This window comes from Nocardia higoensis, assembly GCF_015477835.1.
GTDB classification, from domain to species: Bacteria; Actinomycetota; Actinomycetes; order Mycobacteriales; family Mycobacteriaceae; genus Nocardia; species Nocardia higoensis_A.
In genome coordinates this window covers 86,881-103,202 of record NZ_JADLQN010000004.1, presented here as the reverse complement: position 1 = coordinate 103,202, position 16,322 = coordinate 86,881, and the positions used below count along the sequence as shown (strand labels likewise).

At 69.6% G+C, this 16,322-nt stretch carries 16 protein-coding genes; 5 read left to right on the top strand and 11 right to left on the bottom strand.

Annotation, left to right across the window (positions count from 1 at the left end; translation table 11 throughout):
- Window positions 1-142: 142 nt before the first annotated feature.
- The 11 genes from era to IU449_RS20995 form a co-directional block, all read right to left on the bottom strand.
- The gene (gene era / locus IU449_RS21045) at window positions 143-1,057 is read right to left on the bottom strand and encodes a GTPase Era (RefSeq protein WP_195003846.1); all 915 of its coding nucleotides are present in this window, start codon (window positions 1,055-1,057) and stop codon (window positions 143-145) included.
- Complete coding sequence (locus tag IU449_RS21040; RefSeq protein ID WP_195003845.1) at window positions 1,050-1,442, bottom strand: cytidine deaminase; 393 nt, start codon at window positions 1,440-1,442, stop codon at window positions 1,050-1,052. Before IU449_RS21040 ends, era begins: the two co-directional genes overlap by 8 nt.
- A complete protein-coding gene (locus IU449_RS21035; protein ID WP_324188358.1) occupies window positions 1,439-2,965 on the bottom strand; it encodes a hemolysin family protein in 1,527 nt (508 codons plus the stop codon). The genes IU449_RS21040 and IU449_RS21035 overlap by 4 nt, the downstream gene beginning before the upstream one ends.
- Window positions 2,962-3,516 (bottom strand): rRNA maturation RNase YbeY, encoded by a 555-nt coding sequence (ybeY, locus tag IU449_RS21030; RefSeq protein ID WP_040795125.1) that lies wholly within the window; start codon window positions 3,514-3,516, stop codon window positions 2,962-2,964. Before ybeY ends, IU449_RS21035 begins: the two co-directional genes overlap by 4 nt.
- Before the next feature lie 148 nt (window positions 3,517-3,664).
- A complete protein-coding gene (locus tag IU449_RS21025; protein ID WP_324188381.1) occupies window positions 3,665-5,563 on the bottom strand; it encodes a PhoH family protein in 1,899 nt (632 codons plus the stop codon).
- A 230-nt stretch (window positions 5,564-5,793) separates the two neighbouring features.
- Window positions 5,794-6,534, bottom strand: coding sequence for a 16S rRNA (uracil(1498)-N(3))-methyltransferase (locus tag IU449_RS21020; RefSeq protein WP_195003843.1), 741 nt, complete (start codon window positions 6,532-6,534; stop codon window positions 5,794-5,796).
- Between the two features lie 4 nt (window positions 6,535-6,538).
- On the bottom strand, window positions 6,539-7,693 hold the full coding sequence (gene dnaJ, locus IU449_RS21015; RefSeq protein ID WP_195003842.1) for a molecular chaperone DnaJ: 1,155 nt from the start codon (window positions 7,691-7,693) through the stop codon (window positions 6,539-6,541).
- Window positions 7,694-7,857: 164 nt separating this feature from the next.
- Window positions 7,858-8,892, bottom strand: a complete 1,035-nt coding sequence (gene hrcA, locus IU449_RS21010) for a heat-inducible transcriptional repressor HrcA (protein ID WP_195003841.1) — start codon at window positions 8,890-8,892, stop codon at window positions 7,858-7,860.
- A gap of 153 nt (window positions 8,893-9,045) precedes the next feature.
- A complete protein-coding gene (locus IU449_RS21005; protein ID WP_195004154.1) occupies window positions 9,046-9,252 on the bottom strand; it encodes a hypothetical protein in 207 nt (68 codons plus the stop codon).
- 98 nt (window positions 9,253-9,350) lie between these two features.
- Complete coding sequence (hemW, locus tag IU449_RS21000; RefSeq protein WP_195003840.1) at window positions 9,351-10,556, bottom strand: radical SAM family heme chaperone HemW; 1,206 nt, start codon at window positions 10,554-10,556, stop codon at window positions 9,351-9,353.
- Window positions 10,557-10,657: 101 nt separating this feature from the next.
- The gene (locus IU449_RS20995) at window positions 10,658-11,086 is read right to left on the bottom strand and encodes an SgcJ/EcaC family oxidoreductase (RefSeq protein ID WP_195003839.1); all 429 of its coding nucleotides are present in this window, start codon (window positions 11,084-11,086) and stop codon (window positions 10,658-10,660) included.
- A gap of 149 nt (window positions 11,087-11,235) precedes the next feature.
- Between IU449_RS20995 and IU449_RS29890 the strand changes: the two genes are divergently transcribed.
- The 5 genes from IU449_RS29890 (at window position 11,236) to IU449_RS20975 (ending at window position 16,321) form a co-directional block, all read left to right on the top strand.
- Entirely contained in the window at window positions 11,236-11,373 is a 138-nt protein-coding gene (locus IU449_RS29890) for an Ms4527A family Cys-rich leader peptide (protein WP_416382204.1), read from the top strand.
- Window positions 11,374-11,513: 140 nt separating this feature from the next.
- Window positions 11,514-13,238: a nitrite/sulfite reductase gene (locus IU449_RS20990; protein WP_195003838.1), complete on the top strand. Its 1,725-nt coding sequence runs from the start codon at window positions 11,514-11,516 to the stop codon at window positions 13,236-13,238.
- A gap of 40 nt (window positions 13,239-13,278) precedes the next feature.
- Window positions 13,279-13,998 carry a phosphoadenylyl-sulfate reductase gene (locus tag IU449_RS20985; protein ID WP_195003837.1) on the top strand — a complete coding sequence of 240 codons (720 nt, stop codon included), beginning with the start codon at window positions 13,279-13,281 and terminating at the stop codon, window positions 13,996-13,998.
- The gene (gene cysD, locus IU449_RS20980) at window positions 13,995-14,963 is read left to right on the top strand and encodes a sulfate adenylyltransferase subunit CysD (RefSeq protein ID WP_228805452.1); all 969 of its coding nucleotides are present in this window, start codon (window positions 13,995-13,997) and stop codon (window positions 14,961-14,963) included. The genes IU449_RS20985 and cysD overlap by 4 nt, the downstream gene beginning before the upstream one ends.
- Window positions 14,963-16,321: a sulfate adenylyltransferase subunit 1 gene (locus IU449_RS20975; protein ID WP_228805451.1), complete on the top strand. Its 1,359-nt coding sequence runs from the start codon at window positions 14,963-14,965 to the stop codon at window positions 16,319-16,321. Before cysD ends, IU449_RS20975 begins: the two co-directional genes overlap by 1 nt.
- Window position 16,322: the final 1 nt, after the last annotated feature.

Below are 16,322 nucleotides of genomic sequence, written 5' to 3'. Positions count from 1 at the left end.
CTCCCCCACCTGGTGCAACCGCGGGCCCGTGTGGAATTGTGCCCGCGTGTAACCGGCGACTGTACCGCCCGGCGGGCCGTCCGGCATCCGAAACCACCGGCTCGATCGCCGGATGTGACTGCGCCGTCACTCTTCCCGCGCGCTAGAAGCCCAGTTTGCCGAGCTGTTTCGGATCGCGCTGCCAGTCCTTGGCGACCTTCACGTGCAGGTGCAGATAGATCCGCACGCCGAGGATGCTCTCGATCTGTTTGCGGGCGTTGGTGCCCACTTCCTTGAGCCGCGCGCCGCCCTTGCCGATGACGATCGCCTTCTGGCTGGGCCGCTCCACATACAGCAGCGCGTGCACGTCGAGCATGTCCTCGTTCTCCTCGCGCGGGAGAACCTCCTCGATCACCACCGCCAGCGAGTGCGGCAGCTCGTCGCGCACGCCCTCGAGCGCGGCCTCGCGGATGAGCTCGGCCATGAGGGTTTCCTCGGGCTCGTCGGTCAGCTCGCCGTCGGGGTAGAAGGCCGGGCCCTCGGGCATCTTCGAGGCGATCACGTCGACGAGCACTTCGACCTGCTCACCCTTGACCGCGGACACCGGAACCACGTCGGCCTCCGGGCCCAGCAGTTCCGACACCGCCATCAGCTGATGGGCGACCTGGTCACGACTCACCTTGTCGATCTTGGTGACCACGCCGAGCACGGTGGTCTTCGGCGCCATCTGCCGGATCTGCTGCACGATCCAGCGGTCACCGGGGCCGATCTTCTCGTCGGCCGGGATGCAGATCGCGATCACGTCGACCTCGGAATAGGTGTCGCGCACGAGATCGTTGAGCCGCTGGCCGAGCAGGGTGCGCGGGCGGTGCAGACCGGGGGTATCGACCAGGATCAGCTGGGTGTGCTCGCGATGCACGATGCCGCGGATGGTGTGCCGGGTGGTCTGCGGCCGCGAGGAGGTGATGGCGATCTTCGCCCCCACCAGCGCATTGGTCAGCGTGGACTTGCCGGTGTTCGGACGGCCGACGAAACACACGAAGCCGGACCGGAATTCGGCCGGGGACTGGTCAGCCACCGTTGGCCTCCGAGCCCGCCGTCGCGGTGTCCACGTGCGGGCCGTCGGGCGCGGTGTCGTCCAGGATGTCGAATACGGTGCCCGCCTGATCGGCGAAGACGATGCGCGCGTACGGGGAGACCTCCCGCACGGCGAAAACCCCTGGGTCGGCGAACCTTCCGCCGATCACCACAGCCGCCTCGAATCCCTCGGCGCCGCTGGCGATCGCGGCCGCGACCGCCGCCTGCAAGGCGCTCAGCCGCAATGCCGACAACGCCACCTCGCCCGCGGCGTAGGTGCGGCCCTCGGTGTCGCGCACCGCCGCGCCCGCGGCCCCACCGGTGCGCCCGAGCGCGCCGCGCGCGAGCACGTGCAGCTTGGTGTCCTCGTCGTCCAGTTCGATCATCGGCCTTCTCCGTCCTCATCGTTTCTCGCGGGGTCGGGCGCGGCGGGCTGATCCCGCTGCGAGCCGTCGCCCTGTGTGCCGCTACTGCCCTGTCCGGCGCCGCTGCCCTGTCCGGCGCCGCTGCCCGCCGTGTCGCCGCTGTCCTGCCTGGCGCCGCTGCCCTGCGTACCGCCGTTGCCGCCCGTGCTGCTACGCCGTGTGCCGCCACTGCCGCGCGGGCTCTCGCCGGACTGCGCGCCACCGTTGCTGCGCGCAGGCACCGGCTGCTCCTCGGCCGCTCTGCGCACCAGCACCGTGTGCACCCGCATCCGGCCGCGCGCATCCGGTCCGCCCTCGCCCCGCAGTATCAGCCCGTGGGCCTGCACCTTGGATCCCGGCAACGGCACGCGACCCAATTCGTGCGCGAGCAGTCCGCCGACGGTGTCGACGTCCTCGTCCTCGATCTCCATGCCGTACAGCTCGCCGAGATCTTCCACCGTCAGCCGCGCCGACACGCGGAAACGGCCGTCACCGAGATCTTCCACCGGCGCGATCTCGTGGGTGTCGTATTCGTCGGCGATCTCGCCCACGATCTCCTCGAGCACGTCCTCGATGGTCACCAACCCGGCGATGCCGCCGTACTCGTCGACCAGCAGCGCCATGTGGTTGCGACGGCGCTGCATCTCGTCCAGCAGCGCGTCCAGCGGCTTGGAGTCGGGCATGAACACCGCCGGGCGCATCACCTCGCGCACCCGCACCTTCCGGCTGCGATCGGCGTAGGTCACCAGATCCTTGAGATAGACCACGCCGAGGATGTCGTCGACGTTCTCGCCGATCACCGGGATGCGGGAATGCCCGCTGCGCACCGCCAGCGACATGGCCTGCGCGGCGGTCTTGGTCGCCTCGATCCACACCATCTCGGTGCGCGGCACCATCACCGCGCGCGCGGCGGTGTCGCCGAGTTCGAACACCGACTGGATCATCCGGCGTTCCTCGTCGGCCACGACGCCGCGCTCGCTCGCCATCTCCACGACCTCGCGCAACTCGATCTCCGAGGCGAACGGTCCGTTGCGGAATCCTTTACCTGGCGTGATCGCGTTGCCGAGCAGGATCAGCAGCCGCGACACCGGGCTGAGTACCGCGCCGATGAACTGCAGCGGCAACGCGGCGGCCAGGGCGAGCGAGTAGGCGTGCTGGCGACCGAGCGTGCGGGGGCCGACGCCGATCACCACGTAGTCGACCAGCACCATGATCGCGGCCGTGACGAGCAGGGCGAAGGTATCGGTCCAGAGCTTCATCAGCGCGGCGGCCAGCGCGACGGTGGCGCCGATCTCGCACGAGACCCGCAGCAGCACCATGAGATTCACATACCTGGCGCGATCTGCGACGACACGGGTCAGCCGGACCGCCCCGGGGCGTTCGGCGCGCACCATGTCCCCCAGGCGCGCGGGCGAGATGGTGTTCAACGCGGAATCCAAACCGGCGAACAGCCCGCCGAGCGGCACTATCAGTACCGCGAGCACTATCAGTACCGGAGCACTCACGCGGGGCCCAGCGCGTCACCCGGCGTCGTGAAACCCGCCTTCCCGAGCAGTCGCGCGTCCCGCTCGGCGAGTTCGGCACGGCGCGCCGCTTCCCGCAGGCTCTCGTACCACTCCTCGAGCAGCCTGGCCTGCAGCTCGAACATCTCCTTCTCCTCCTCCGGCTCGGCATGGTCGTAGCCGAGCAGGTGCAGGACGCCGTGCACGGTCAGCAGCGCCAGCTCGTGGTCGAGCGAATGCTCCGCCTTGTGCGCCTGGGCCGCGGCGAACTCCGGGCACAGCACGATGTCGCCGAGCATCGACGGCCCCGGCTCCGGGCTGTCCGGACGCCCGCCCGGCTCGAGTTCGTCCATCGGGAAGGACATCACGTCGGTGGGGCCGGGCAGGTCCATCCACCGCATGTGCAGGTCCGCCATCGTGTCCAGGTCGACGAGCACCATCGACAGCTCTGCCGCCGGGTGCACGTCCATCCGCGCGATCACGAACCGCGCGACACTGACCAGATCTTCCTCGGGGACGTCCACGCCCGATTCGTTGGCGATCTCGATGCTCACCTGATCAGGGTATTCGGTGCCGTCGGACACGTCCCGACCGGCTCGCGGCATCGGGGGCGGATCGACGCGACGGTTCGGTGAGCGCACCTGTCCGGTGCGCCGGGCGAGACGAACCGGACCCGCCGGAGACGGGGCCGGTTCGGGTGAGTCAGCGCCGGTCCGGGCGGCCGGCCGCGCGACGCTGGGCGCGATTGCCCGGCATGTGCGGGCCCACCGGGCGGGTCTCGGCCTCGAAGCGCTCGTAGGCGTCGACGATGTCGGAGACCAGGCGGTGCCGCACCACGTCGCTGCTGTTGAGTTCGGCGAAGTGGATGTCGTCGATCGCGGTGAGGATCTCCGAGGCCGCGCGCAGACCCGAGCGGGCGCCGTTGGGCAGATCCACCTGCGTCACGTCGCCGGTGACCACGATCTTCGACCCGAAACCGAGCCTGGTGAGGAACATCTTCATCTGCTCGGCGGTGGTGTTCTGCGCCTCGTCGAGGATGATGAAGGAGTCGTTGAGGGTGTTGTGCGTGAGCAGGAAGTCCTCGGTCACGTACAGCGCGTCGGACGCGGCCACCCGGATGCAGACGGCTTCCTCGGTGCCCGCTTCCTCGATGGCGTGCAGGAAGCGCATGGGCCTGCCGCCCCCGTGGGCCGCGTACTTGCGCGCCTTGTGGTCGAGCCGGAAGGGATCGATGCCCGCGGGCAGCCGGACGTCCAGGACGAAGGTCTCGCGACGGTTGCCCGTCGTACGGCTCACCGACGACCGCGTGCGGACGTTGACGATGCCGCCGAGCGACCGGACCAGGAACAGCACGTCGGCGCGCAACCGCGGCGAGGACGTCGTGTACTGGATCCGGCAGCTGCGGCCGGCCTGGGTGACGGGACCGGCCGCCGCGTCGAGCAGACCCTGCAGCACACCGAGTCGGACGGCGCTGTCGTTGAGCAGGTACTCCGGCGGGACGACCTCCGTGCCCTCGCCGATCGACAGACCGACGGTGTAGGGGTCGGCCGGGACCGGCCGCGCGGCGAACTCGACCGGGGCGCTGAGCAGCGGGAGTTCGTAACGGTGATGGTGCGCGGCGCGGAGGTTGCCGATCATCTCCTTGGTCTGCAGCACCCGGGGCGGCTTGCCGCGGCGGCGGTCGTCGCGGGTGTACACCGACCACAGGTGATCGCCCGAGGCCAGCGTGGAGGATCCGTCCTGGGTGGTGACGCGGTAGATCTCCTTGAAGCCCTGCGGGTAGACGCCCAGCACCTCGGTCGGGCGTCCGTTCGAGCCGATCACCTCGTCGCCGACGGCGATCTCCCCGATGGGCCGGAAGCCCGAGGGCGTCAGCACCCGGGTGTGCAGCGGCTGCGCGCGGCCACGCATGTAGGCCAGCGGCGCGACCTCGATGACGCCCGCGGCGGTCAGCTTCGGAATGGCCTCCGGGTCCATCATGTCGTGCAGCGCGTCGTAGAGCGGGCGCAGATACGGGTCGATCTTCTCGTTGAGCGTGCCGGGCAGGAAGCCGAGGCGTTCGCCCGCCTCGACCGCGGGGCGGGTGAGAATGATCCGGTTGACCTGCTTGGACTGCAGCGCCTGCACGGCCTTGGCCATCGCCAGATAGGTCTTGCCGGTACCCGCGGGGCCGATGCCGAAGACGATCGTGTGGGCGTCGATCGCGTCGACGTAGCGCTTCTGGTTGAGCGTCTTCGGACGGATGGTCTTGCCGCGCCGCGACAGGATGTCGAGGCTCAGTACCTCGGCGGGCGACTCGGCCGAACCGGCGGTGAGCATGGAAACGGTGTGCCGGACGGCTTCGGGGGTGATCCCACGATTGCGCCCGGTCAGCGCGACGAGCTGCTCGACGACACGTTCGGCGAGCGCGACGTCGGCGGCTTTGCCGGTGAGGGTGACCGAGCTGCCGCGCACATGGATGTCGGCATCGAGCAGACTCTCGAGTTCGCGGAGGTTCTCGTCGGCCGAGCCGAGCAGCGGGAAGACGGTTCCGGGGGCGAGTTCGATGCTGGAGCGCACGGTGCGGGCCGCGGGGCCCGAGCTGTTGTCACCTGCACCGATGCCGGTCACGGGGTTGGTCGGCTCGCCGATCTCACCTTGGGTTCGCAAAGGTCGTTACAGCCCGCTTTCCGGTCTCGACAGTAGTGCGTCCGGGCCGGTACCACATCCGCCCGGGAGTACATCGGTGATGCCCGCCGACGGTGATACCCGCCGACCAGCAAAGTTTAACGCGCCCCACCGACACCCCGACAGTGAATAACCTGGTGACGCCCCGCTCGGCGGCGGCGCGGCTACCAACGCGGGGTCAACGCCCCGAGCGCGCCGAGTGCCACCGCGGCGGCAGTGGAGGTGCGCAGCACGGTCGGGCCGAGGACGACGATCCGCGCGCCCGCCTCGGACAGCGCCGACAGTTCGGAGTCGTCCAAGCCCCCTTCGGGGCCGACGATCAGCACCACCCGGTCGGCGCCGTCGAAACCCAGGTCGGTGAATCGCCCTATGCCGGATTCGTGCAGGGCGGCCACCACCGCGCCGTCCGCGTGCGCCGTGCGCACCAACGCGACGAGGTCGCGGGTGCGGTGCAGGTCGGCGACCTCGGGAATGTAGGCGCGCCGGGACTGTCTGGCCGCCGCGCGGGCGGCCGCACGCCACTTCTCGATTCCCTTGGCCGCCTTGCCTTCCCATTTGGCGACGCATCGGACGGACTGCCACGGCACGATCACGTCCGCACCCGCCTCGGTCATCAGTTCCACCGCGAGTTCGGAGCGATCGGATTTCGGCAGCGCCTGCACCACGGTCACTTCCGGCGTGGGCCGGGGCGCGGTGGCACGGTCGAGGACGCGCAGGTGCAGGCGGTCGCGGTGGGCTTCGACCACTTCCGAGGCCGCCAGCAGTCCGCGGCCGTCGGACAGGGTAATGGCCTCGCCGACCCTGGTGCGACGCACCGTGGCGGCGTGCCGTCCCTCCGGCCCGTCGAGTACGGCGATCTGTCCGGACTCGGGGATGTCGTCGAGATAGAAGACCGTGGCGGCCAACGGATCAGCGTCCGCTGAACGAGGCCCGCAGCCGGGCGAACAGGCCGCTGTTGTGCTCGGATTGGGCCGACATCACCTCGGCGCGGTCGCGGTCGCGCATCGACTTGTACTTGCGCAGCAGATCGGTCTGCTTGCTGTCGAGCTTGGTCGGGATGACGATGTCCAGATGCGCGAGCAGGTCGCCGCGCACGCCCGAACGCAGCTTGGGCATGCCGTGACCGCGCAGCACCGCCACCTCGCCCGGCTGGGTGCCCGGCGCGATGGTCAGTTCGGTGGGGCCGTCGAGGATGGTGTCGATGACGACGGTGGTGCCCAGCGCCGCGTCGACCATCGGGACGCGCACGGTGCAGTGCAGGTCGTCGCCGTCGCGGACGAACACGTCGTGCGGCTGTTCGACGATCTCCACGTACAGGTCTCCGGGGGAGCCGCCGCCCGGGCCGACCTCGCCCTGGGCGGCCAGCCGCACCCGCATGCCGTTGGCGACACCAGCGGGGATCGGCGCGGCGATCTCGCGACGCGCGCGCACCCGCCCGTCGCCGCCGCACTTACCGCAGGGGTCGGGGATGGTCTCGCCCGCGCCGCGGCAGGTCGGGCAGGGCCGGGAGGTGAGCACCTGACCGAGGAACGAGCGTTGCACCGACTGAACCTCGCCCGCGCCGCCACACGTCTCGCAGCGGACCGGCTGGGAGTCGCCGTTGGTGCCCGACCCGTGGCACAGGTCGCAGAGCACGGCGGTGTCGACGGTGAGGTGCTTGGTGACCCCGACGGCGCATTCGGCCAGGCTCAACCTGGTCCGCAGCAGCGAGTCCGCGCCCGCCTGCACGCGACCGCGCGGCTTGCGCTGACCGCCGCCGCCCGCACCGCTCATGCCGCCGAAGAACGCCTCGAACACATCGCCGAGGCCGCCGAAGCCGGCGCCGGAGAACCCGCCCGCGCCGCTGGATTCCAGCGGGTCGCCGCCCATGTCGACGATGCGGCGCTTCTCCGGATCGGAGAGCACCTCGTAGGCGGTCGACACGTCCTTGAACTTGGCCTGCGCCGCCTCGTCCGGATTGACGTCCGGGTGGAGTTCACGCGCCAGCTTCCGGTACGCGCGCTTGATCTCCTGGTCGGTCGCATTGCGCCCGACGCCGAGTAGTCCGTAGTAGTCCCGTGCCACGTGAGTTCTCTAGTCCTTGGGTCGCTGTACTCGCACTCGCGCCGCCCCCACCGAACGCAGGAACAGCATCAGTCGGATGCACTCAACTTTATCCGGCCGGAGATCGAGCGTAGCAGCGACGTACCGTGACCTCTCTCGCGCTGGGCGGCTCAGCGCTCGGCGGCTCAGCGCTCGGCCAGCACCTCGCCGATGTACCTGGCCACGGTCGCCACCGAGGCGATCGTGCCCGGGTAGTCCATCCGGGTGGGTCCGAGCACGCCCATGCCGCCGAGCACCGAGCCCGAGGCGCCGTACCCGGTGGTGACCACCGAGGTGCCGCGCATCTCCTCGACCTGGGTCTCCTCGCCGATGCGCACCGTGACGGTGCCCGGCTGCTGCGCCGCGGCCAGCAGCTTGAGCACGACGACCTGTTCCTCGAGCGCTTCGAGCACCTGCCGCAGCGCGCCCGGCAGACCGAAGTCGGCGGCGTTGCGGGTGAGGTTGGCGGTGCCGCCGAGCACGAGACGTTCCTCCGGGTGCTCGACCAGCGTCTCGACCAGAACCGTCGACACCCGGATGAGCACGTCACGCAGTTTCTGCGGCGCGCTCTCCGGCAGCGCGGCGACCGCGGCCGAGGCCGTCGCCAGGCGCTTGCCGTCCATGGCGGCGCCGAGCAGTGCGCGCAGCGCGGCGAGATCGTCGTCGTCGATCAGCGTGCCGAGATCGACGATGCGCTGGTCGACGCGGCCGGTGTCGGTGATGACCACCAGCAGCAGGCGCGCGGGATTGAGGGCGACGACCTCGATGTGACGCACCGTCGAGGCCGACACCGTCGGGTACTGCACGACGGCGACCTGGCGGGTCAGCTGCGCGAGCAGACGCACGCCGCGACGCAGCACGTCGTCGAGGTCGACACCGGATTCCAGGAACTGCACGATGGCACGGCGCTCGGCGGAGGACAGCGGCTTGACCTCGGATATCCGGTCGACGAACTGGCGGTAGCCCTTGTCGGTGGGGATGCGGCCGGAACTGGTGTGCGGCTGGGTGATGTACCCCTCGGCTTCCAGTACCGCCATGTCGTTGCGCACGGTCGCGCTGGACACACCCAGGTTGTGCCGCTCGACCAGCGTCTTGGAACCGATCGGCTCCTTGGTCGCCACGTAGTCCGCCACGATCGCGCGGAGAACCTCGAAGCGGCGATCCTCGGTGCTCGACGACATCGGGCCCCACCTCCTCGCTCCTGCTGTACGCCGCAGGCCACCGGCGTACTCACCGGCCACCGACTCACTGGTGACCGGTACGTCCGAGTATCCAGTCTAGTTGCCCACGCACCAATAGCCCGATGACGTGGGTGAACCCGGATCCCGGGACGGTCAGGCTCGACCGACCAGCTTGCCCGCTTGGGCGTCGAGGCCGAGCATCGACAGCAGCGACAGGCAGTCGTCGGCGTTCTGCGCGTGCCCGGCGACCGTGCGGGCCGCTATGGCTCGCTTTCGCGCGAACTCGACCTTCTCGGCCGCGCGCATTTCGGCGAATTCGTACTGCTCGTGTACAGGATGGACACGTAATGACTCGGTCAAAGCGACTCCTCGAGGTTGCCCGGAGCCTACCCCGAACCGGGGCCGTGGCAATACCTGACAACCGGCCGTCCGCTTGTCCTCGGCACCACCACCTCGGTTCAGACGACCAGGCGGCGCACCAGCGCATCGGCGAGCAGGCGGCCGCGATCGGTGAGGACGAGGTGGTCGCCGGTCCGGACGGCCAGGCCGTCGGTGAGGATCTCCTCGACCGCGGGCGCGGCCGAGGGGGCCAGTTCGTCCAGCGGCAGGCCGGTGCGCAGGCGGATGGTGAGCATGACGCGCTCGAGGTATCGGTCGTCGGCGGTGAGCGCTTCCCAGCCCGCGGCGGGCAGCCCGCCGCGGGCGACCCGTTCGGCGTAGCGGGCCGGGTGTTTGACGTTCCACCAGCGGACGCCGCCGAGGTGACTGTGCGCTCCCGGGCCCGCGCCGAGCCAATCGCCGCCGTCCCAGTAGCCGAGATTGTGCCTGCACCTGGCGTCCTCGTCCGCGGCCCAGTTCGACACCTCGTACCAGCTCAGACCGGCTTGCCCGAGGCGATGGTCGATGCGTTCGTAGCGACCGGCGAGCACGTCGTCGTCCGGGGCGGGCAGTTCACCGCGCCGGACCCGGCGGGCCAGGGCGGTGCCGTCCTCGACGATGAGCGAGTAGGCCGACACATGGTCCACACCCGCGTCCAGCACTGCGTCGAGACTGGCGTCGAGATCGGCGTCGGTCTCCCCCGGGGTGCCGTAGATGAGGTCGAGGTTGACGTGCTCGAAACCGGCGGAGCGGGCCTCTTTCGCGGCGGCGACCGGGCGGCCGGGCGTATGGGCGCGGTCGAGCACGGCCAGCACGTGCCGGGCCGCGGACTGCATACCCAGCGACACCCGGGTGTAGCCGGCCGCACGGAGGCGTTCGAAGAATTCCGGCGAGGTGGACTCCGGGTTGGATTCGGTGGTCACTTCGGCCCCGACGGCGAGGGTGAAGTTCGCGCGGATCGCGTCGAGCACGTCGGCCAGGCCGTCGCCGCCGAGCAGCGAGGGCGTGCCGCCCCCGACGAAGACGGTCTCGACCGCCGGGGTCGGGCTCGGCAGCGCGGCGAACGACTCGGCGGCGGTGGCCAGTTCCCCGCGCAACGCCTCCAGCCACGACTGCGGCGAGGCCGAGGTGCCGAGTTCACCGGCGGTGTAGGTGTTGAAATCGCAGTAGCCGCACCGCGTCGCGCAGAACGGGACATGGATGTAGACGCCGAACGGCCCGCCACCGAAATCGCGCAGTGCGAGTGCGTCGGCGTCGGGTCGGGTCGGGGCTGCGGCGGGACTCACCTCACCAGTGTGCCCGGCCGGTACGGGCGCTCCGATGCCACGGTCACGCCCCGGTGAACCGGCTCACCCCGGCAGCGCCGCGTCGCCGTCCGGTCACCCGCTCATCCCTCGCGGACAGGAGTGTTCTGATTCGCGGTCAGCAGCCAGCGCCCGCCCTCCTCGGTGAGTACGTACATCGGCGTCCCTTCGCTGTCGAGGACACCCTCCGGCGTGAAGTAGCGCTGTCGCACCTTCACCGCCACGACGTCCGGCCGCAGGAACAGCACGTGCTCGATCTCGTAGGTGGCCGAGCCGTGCGCGGCGGAGCCCGGCAGGACGCCTGCGGTGAACGCGGCGATCGCGTCGCGGCCGAACAGCCGCTTGCCGTGCCCGGTGGTCCAGATGGCGTCGGCGCGGAACAGGTCGACGAACCCGTCGACGTCCTCCTCGCGCTGTACGCGTTCCACGGTGGCGACGACCTCGCGGAGGCGCGCCAGCTGTGCGTCCGGATCGGCGGGCAGGTGACCGGTGACATGCGCTTCGGTGATCATGGAACCAGCCTGCAACCTCGAGCAAGGTCGAGGTCAAGCTCTGCGACCGGGCGGGACGAGCGGGACGACCGCCCGACGTGGAGGCAAATCTATGACGGTCGTCACAATCGACCGGCGAATGCAGGGCATTTCCCGCGTTTGCCCGGGAAATGCTGGTCCGGGGGTTCGAACGGCCCGTTTCACATGGCAGAATGATCCCCATGCGCGCATCGGGAGTACGACTTGTGGCACGTCGCCACGTCGATTACAAGCGCGTCTGCAGCGCAGGCTGTCTGCCTTGTCTCTGAACAGGTAGATCAGCGAAGCGTCCATTCCGGGTCTCGAACGAATCCGTCCGAGCGCAACCCTCCGCTGACAACCGCGGGCGTGGGTCAGTCCCCCGCGCCCTGAACACGGATGTTCCACCCACCCCAGCAGGAGCGACCCCATGACGTCGAGCACCGACGCCGTCCAGTCCGAGGCCGTCCAGCCCACCCCCGCCCGGGCGCGTACCGGTAAGCCGGTCCGCCGCCGGTCCGAGGGTCAGTGGGCGCTCGGCTACCGCGAACCGCTCAATCCCAACGAGCAGAGCAAGAAGGACGACAACCCGCTCAACGTCCGCGCCCGGATCGAGAACATCTACGCCCGCAACGGGTTCGACAGCATCGACAAAGCCGATCTGCGCGGTCGGTTCCGCTGGTGGGGTCTCTACACCCAGCGTGAACAGGGCTACGACGGCACCTTCACCGGCGACGAGAACGTCGACCTGCTCGAGGCCAAGTACTTCATGATGCGGGTGCGCTGCGACGGCGGCGCGCTGAACGTGGCGCAACTGCGCACCGTCGCCGGGATCTCCACCGAGTTCGGCCGTGACACCGCCGACCTGTCCGACCGCGAGAACGTCCAGTACCACTGGATCGAGATCGAGAACGTGCCGGAGATCTGGCGTCGCCTCGAAGAGGTCGGCCTGCACACCACCGAGGCGTGCGGCGACTGCCCGCGCGTGATCCTCGGATCCCCGCTGGCGGGCGAATCGCTCGACGAGGTCGTCGATCCCACCCCCGCGATCGAGGAGATCGTGCGCCGCTACATCGGCGACAAGCGTTACTCGAATCTGCCCCGCAAGTTCAAGACCGCCATCTCCGGCCAGCAGGACGTGGTCCACGAGATCAACGACGTCGCCTTCGTCGGCGTGGTGCATCCCGAGCACGGCCCCGGCCTGGACCTGTGGGTCGGCGGCGGTCTGTCCACCAATCCGATGCTGGCTCAGCGGCTCGGCGCGTGGGTGCCGCTGGACGAAGTGCCCGACGTGTGGGAAGCGGTGGTGGCGCTGTTCCGCGACTACGGCTACCGCCGCCTGCGCACCAAGGCCCGCCTGAAGTTCCTGGTCAAGGACTGGGGCGTGGAGAAGTTCCGCGAGGTGCTCGAGGAGAAGTACCTCGGGCGCAAGCTGATCGACGGCCCCGCGCCGGAGCAGCCCACCAAGCCGATCGACCACGTGGGTGTGCAGCGATTGCGCAACGGCCTCAACGCCGTCGGCTTCTCCCCCATCGCCGGTCGTGTCTCGGGCACCATCCTGACGAAGGTCGCCGACGCCGTGGAGCGCGTCGGGTCCGATCGCATCCGCTTCACCCCCTACCAGAAGCTGATCGTGCTCGACGTCCCCGACGGCAAAGTCGAGCAGCTGATCGACGAGCTCGAACCGCTCGGCCTGCAGGCGCGGCCGTCGGTGTGGCGGCGCAATCTGCTGGCGTGCAGCGGCATCGAGTTCTGCAAGCTGTCCTTCGTCGAGACCCGTAAACGCTCGCAGGTGCTGGCGCCGGAACTCGAACAGCGGTTGGCCGACATCAATGCCGAGCTGGATGTGCCGATCACGGTGAACATCAACGGCTGCCCGAACTCGTGCGGTCGTTCGCAGATCGCCGACATCGGATTCAAGGGTCAGCTGGTCGACGACGGCGCGGGCAACCAGGTGGAGGGCTTCCAGGTGCACCTGGGCGGCAGTCTCGGCCTGGACAGCGGTTTCGGCCGCAAGCTGCGCCAGCACAAGGTGACCAGCGCCGAGCTCGGCGACTACATCGAGCGCGTGGTGCGCAATTTCGTCAAGAACCGGGACGGCGGCGAGCGCTTCGCGCAGTGGGCCGTCCGCGCCGAGGAAGCCGACCTGCGCTGACGCGCGGGAAGGCGGATCACATGGTGACGGGAGATCAACTGTGACAACCAGAGTCGTCGAGAAGCGAGCCGAGGACGAACTGCGGGCGCTGGCCGAGCGCGGTGCCGCCGAACTCGGTCCGGATGCCTCGCCCGCGGAGCTGCTGCGCTGGACCGACGAAACCTTCGGCGCCGGGTACATCGTCGCCTCGAACATGCAGGACGGCGTGCTGGTCCACCTGGCCGCCCAGGTGCGTGCCGGGGTCGATGTGCTGTTCCTGGACACGGGCTATCACTTCGCCGAGACCATCGGCACCAGGGATGCGGTCGAGGCCGTGTACGGGGTGAACGTGATCAACGCTCGCGCCGAGCACACCGTGGAAGAGCAGGACGCGCTGCTGGGCAAGGATCTGTTCGCCCGCGACGCCAACGAGTGCTGCCGGCTGCGCAAGGTGGTGCCGCTGAAGCAATCGCTGGCGGGCTACAACGCCTGGGTGACCGGTATCCGACGGGTGGAGGCGCCGACCCGCGCCAACGCCCCGCTCATCTCCTTCGACGAAGCTTTCGGCCTGGTGAAGATCAATCCGATCGCGCCGTGGTCCGACGAGGACATGGACAACTACATCGCCGAGCACGGCATCCTCGTCAATCCCTTGGTGGAGGAGGGTTATCCGTCCATCGGCTGCGCTCCGTGCACACGGAAGCCGGAGCCTGGTTCCGATCCGCGAAGCGGCCGCTGGGCCGGCCTCGCCAAGACCGAATGCGGGTTGCATCAGTCATGAACGACACCATCACCAACGAGACCGACACCCCGGCCCCGGGCACGCACGGCGCCGAACGTTCGCTGGGCATCAGCGAATTCGACACTCTCGCCGCGCTCGAATCCGAGGCCATCCACGTCTTCCGCGAGGTGGCCGGCGAGTTCGAGCGACCGGTGATCCTGTTCTCCGGCGGCAAGGACTCCACGGTGCTGCTGCACGTGGCCCTCAAGGCCTTCTGGCCCGCGCCGCTGCCGTTCGCGCTGCTGCACGTGGACACCGGGCACAACCTGCCCGAGGTGCTGGAGTTCCGCGACAAGGTCGTGGCGAAGTACGGCCTGCGCCTGCATGTCGCCTCGGTCGAGGACTACCTGGCCGACGGCCGTCTCACCGAACGCCCCGACGGCATCCGCAACCCGCTGCAGACCGTGCCGCTGCTGGACGCCATCGCCGAGAACCGTTTCGACGCGGTCTTCGGCGGCGGCCGCCGCGACGAGGAGCGTTCGCGTGCCAAGGAGCGAATCTTTTCGCTGCGCAACGCCTTCGGGCAGTGGGATCCCAAGCGCCAGCGGCCCGAGCTGTGGAACCTGTACAACGGCCGCCACGCCCCCGGCGAACACGTGCGGGTGTTCCCGCTGAGCAACTGGACCGAGCTCGACATCTGGCGCTACATCGCCCGCGAGGACGTCGATCTGGCGAGCATCTACTACGCCCATCAGCGTCCGGTCTACCAGCGCGACGGCATGTGGATGACGCCCGGCGAGTGGGGCGGCCCGCGCGAGGGCGAGACGCTCGAGACCCGTTCGGTGCGTTACCGCACCGTCGGCGACGGCTCGACCACCGGCGCCATCCTGTCCGAGGCCGCCACCAACGAAGCGATCCTCGCCGAGGTCGCCGCGTCCCGGCTGACCGAGCGGGGCGCCACCCGCGGCGACGACCGGGTGTCGGAGGCCGCGATGGAAGACCGCAAGCGAGAGGGTTACTTCTGATGTCTGCTCAACAGACCACCACGGCACAGCCGAACGCCGAGCAGAACGTGCGTACCGAGCCGCCCGCCCAGCTCTTGCGTCTGGCCACCGCCGGTTCCGTCGACGACGGCAAGTCCACCCTGGTGGGCAGGCTGCTGTTCGACACCAAGTCGGTGCTGGCCGACCAGATCGACGCGGTCACCCGCGCCTCGGTCGACAAGGGCCTGTCGACGCCGGACCTGTCGCTGCTGGTCGACGGGCTGCGCGCCGAACGCGAGCAGGGCATCACCATCGACGTGGCCTACCGCTACTTCGCCACGCCCAAGCGCTCTTTCGTGCTGGCCGATACCCCCGGTCACGTGCAGTACACCCGCAACACCGTCTCCGGCGCGTCCACCGCGCAGCTGGTGATCCTGCTGGTCGACGCGCGTAAGGGCGTCATCGAGCAGACCCGCCGCCACGCCGCGGTGCTGGCGCTGCTCGGCGTGCCCCGGCTGGTGCTCGCGGTGAACAAGATCGACCTGGTGGAGGACCCGGCGACCGTGTTCGCCGAGATCTCCGCGGAGTTCAACGAGCTGACCACCCGGCTGGGCTGGTCGCCGGAGGACGTGCTGGAGATCCCGGTCTCCGCGCTGCACGGCGACAATGTCGCCAGCCGGTCGGACAACACCCCGTACTACGACGGTCCTTCGCTGATCGAGCACCTCGAGTCGGTGCCGGTCGACGCCGACAGCACCGGGGCGCACTCGATCGGGCTGCGTTTCCCGGTCCAGTACGTGATCCGTCCGCGTACCGCCGAATACCCGGACTACCGCGGGTACGCCGGGCAGATCGCGGCCGGTTCGGTCGCGCCGGGCGACGAGATCGTGGTGCTGCCCTCGGGCGTGCGGACTACCGTCGAGCGGATCGACACCCCGGACGGGGAACTCGCGGTCGCGCAGGTGGGCCGCAGCGTCACGCTGATCCTGGCCGACGAGGTCGACATCTCCCGTGGCGACATCATCGCCGCGGCCGACGACGCGCCGGAGCCGCTGGACTCCTTCGACGCGACCGTCTGCTGGCTGGGTGACAAGCCGCTGCGTCCCGGCGCGCGACTGCTGCTCAAGCACGGCACCCGCACCACCCAGGCCATCGTCGGCGCGCTCATCGAGCGCTTCGACGAGCAGCGCCTGGCCGCGGACCCGAACCCGGAGGCGCTCGAGCTCAACGACATCGGCCGCATCGCGGTGCGTGTCGCCGAACCGATCGCCGCCGACGACTACCGGGTCAACCGGCACACGGGCAGCTTCCTGCTCATCGACCCCGCAGGCGGCAACACCCTCGCCGCCGGTCTGGTCGGTGACGTGCTGACCGCCGTCGAGGTCGGCGCCGGAGTCTGAG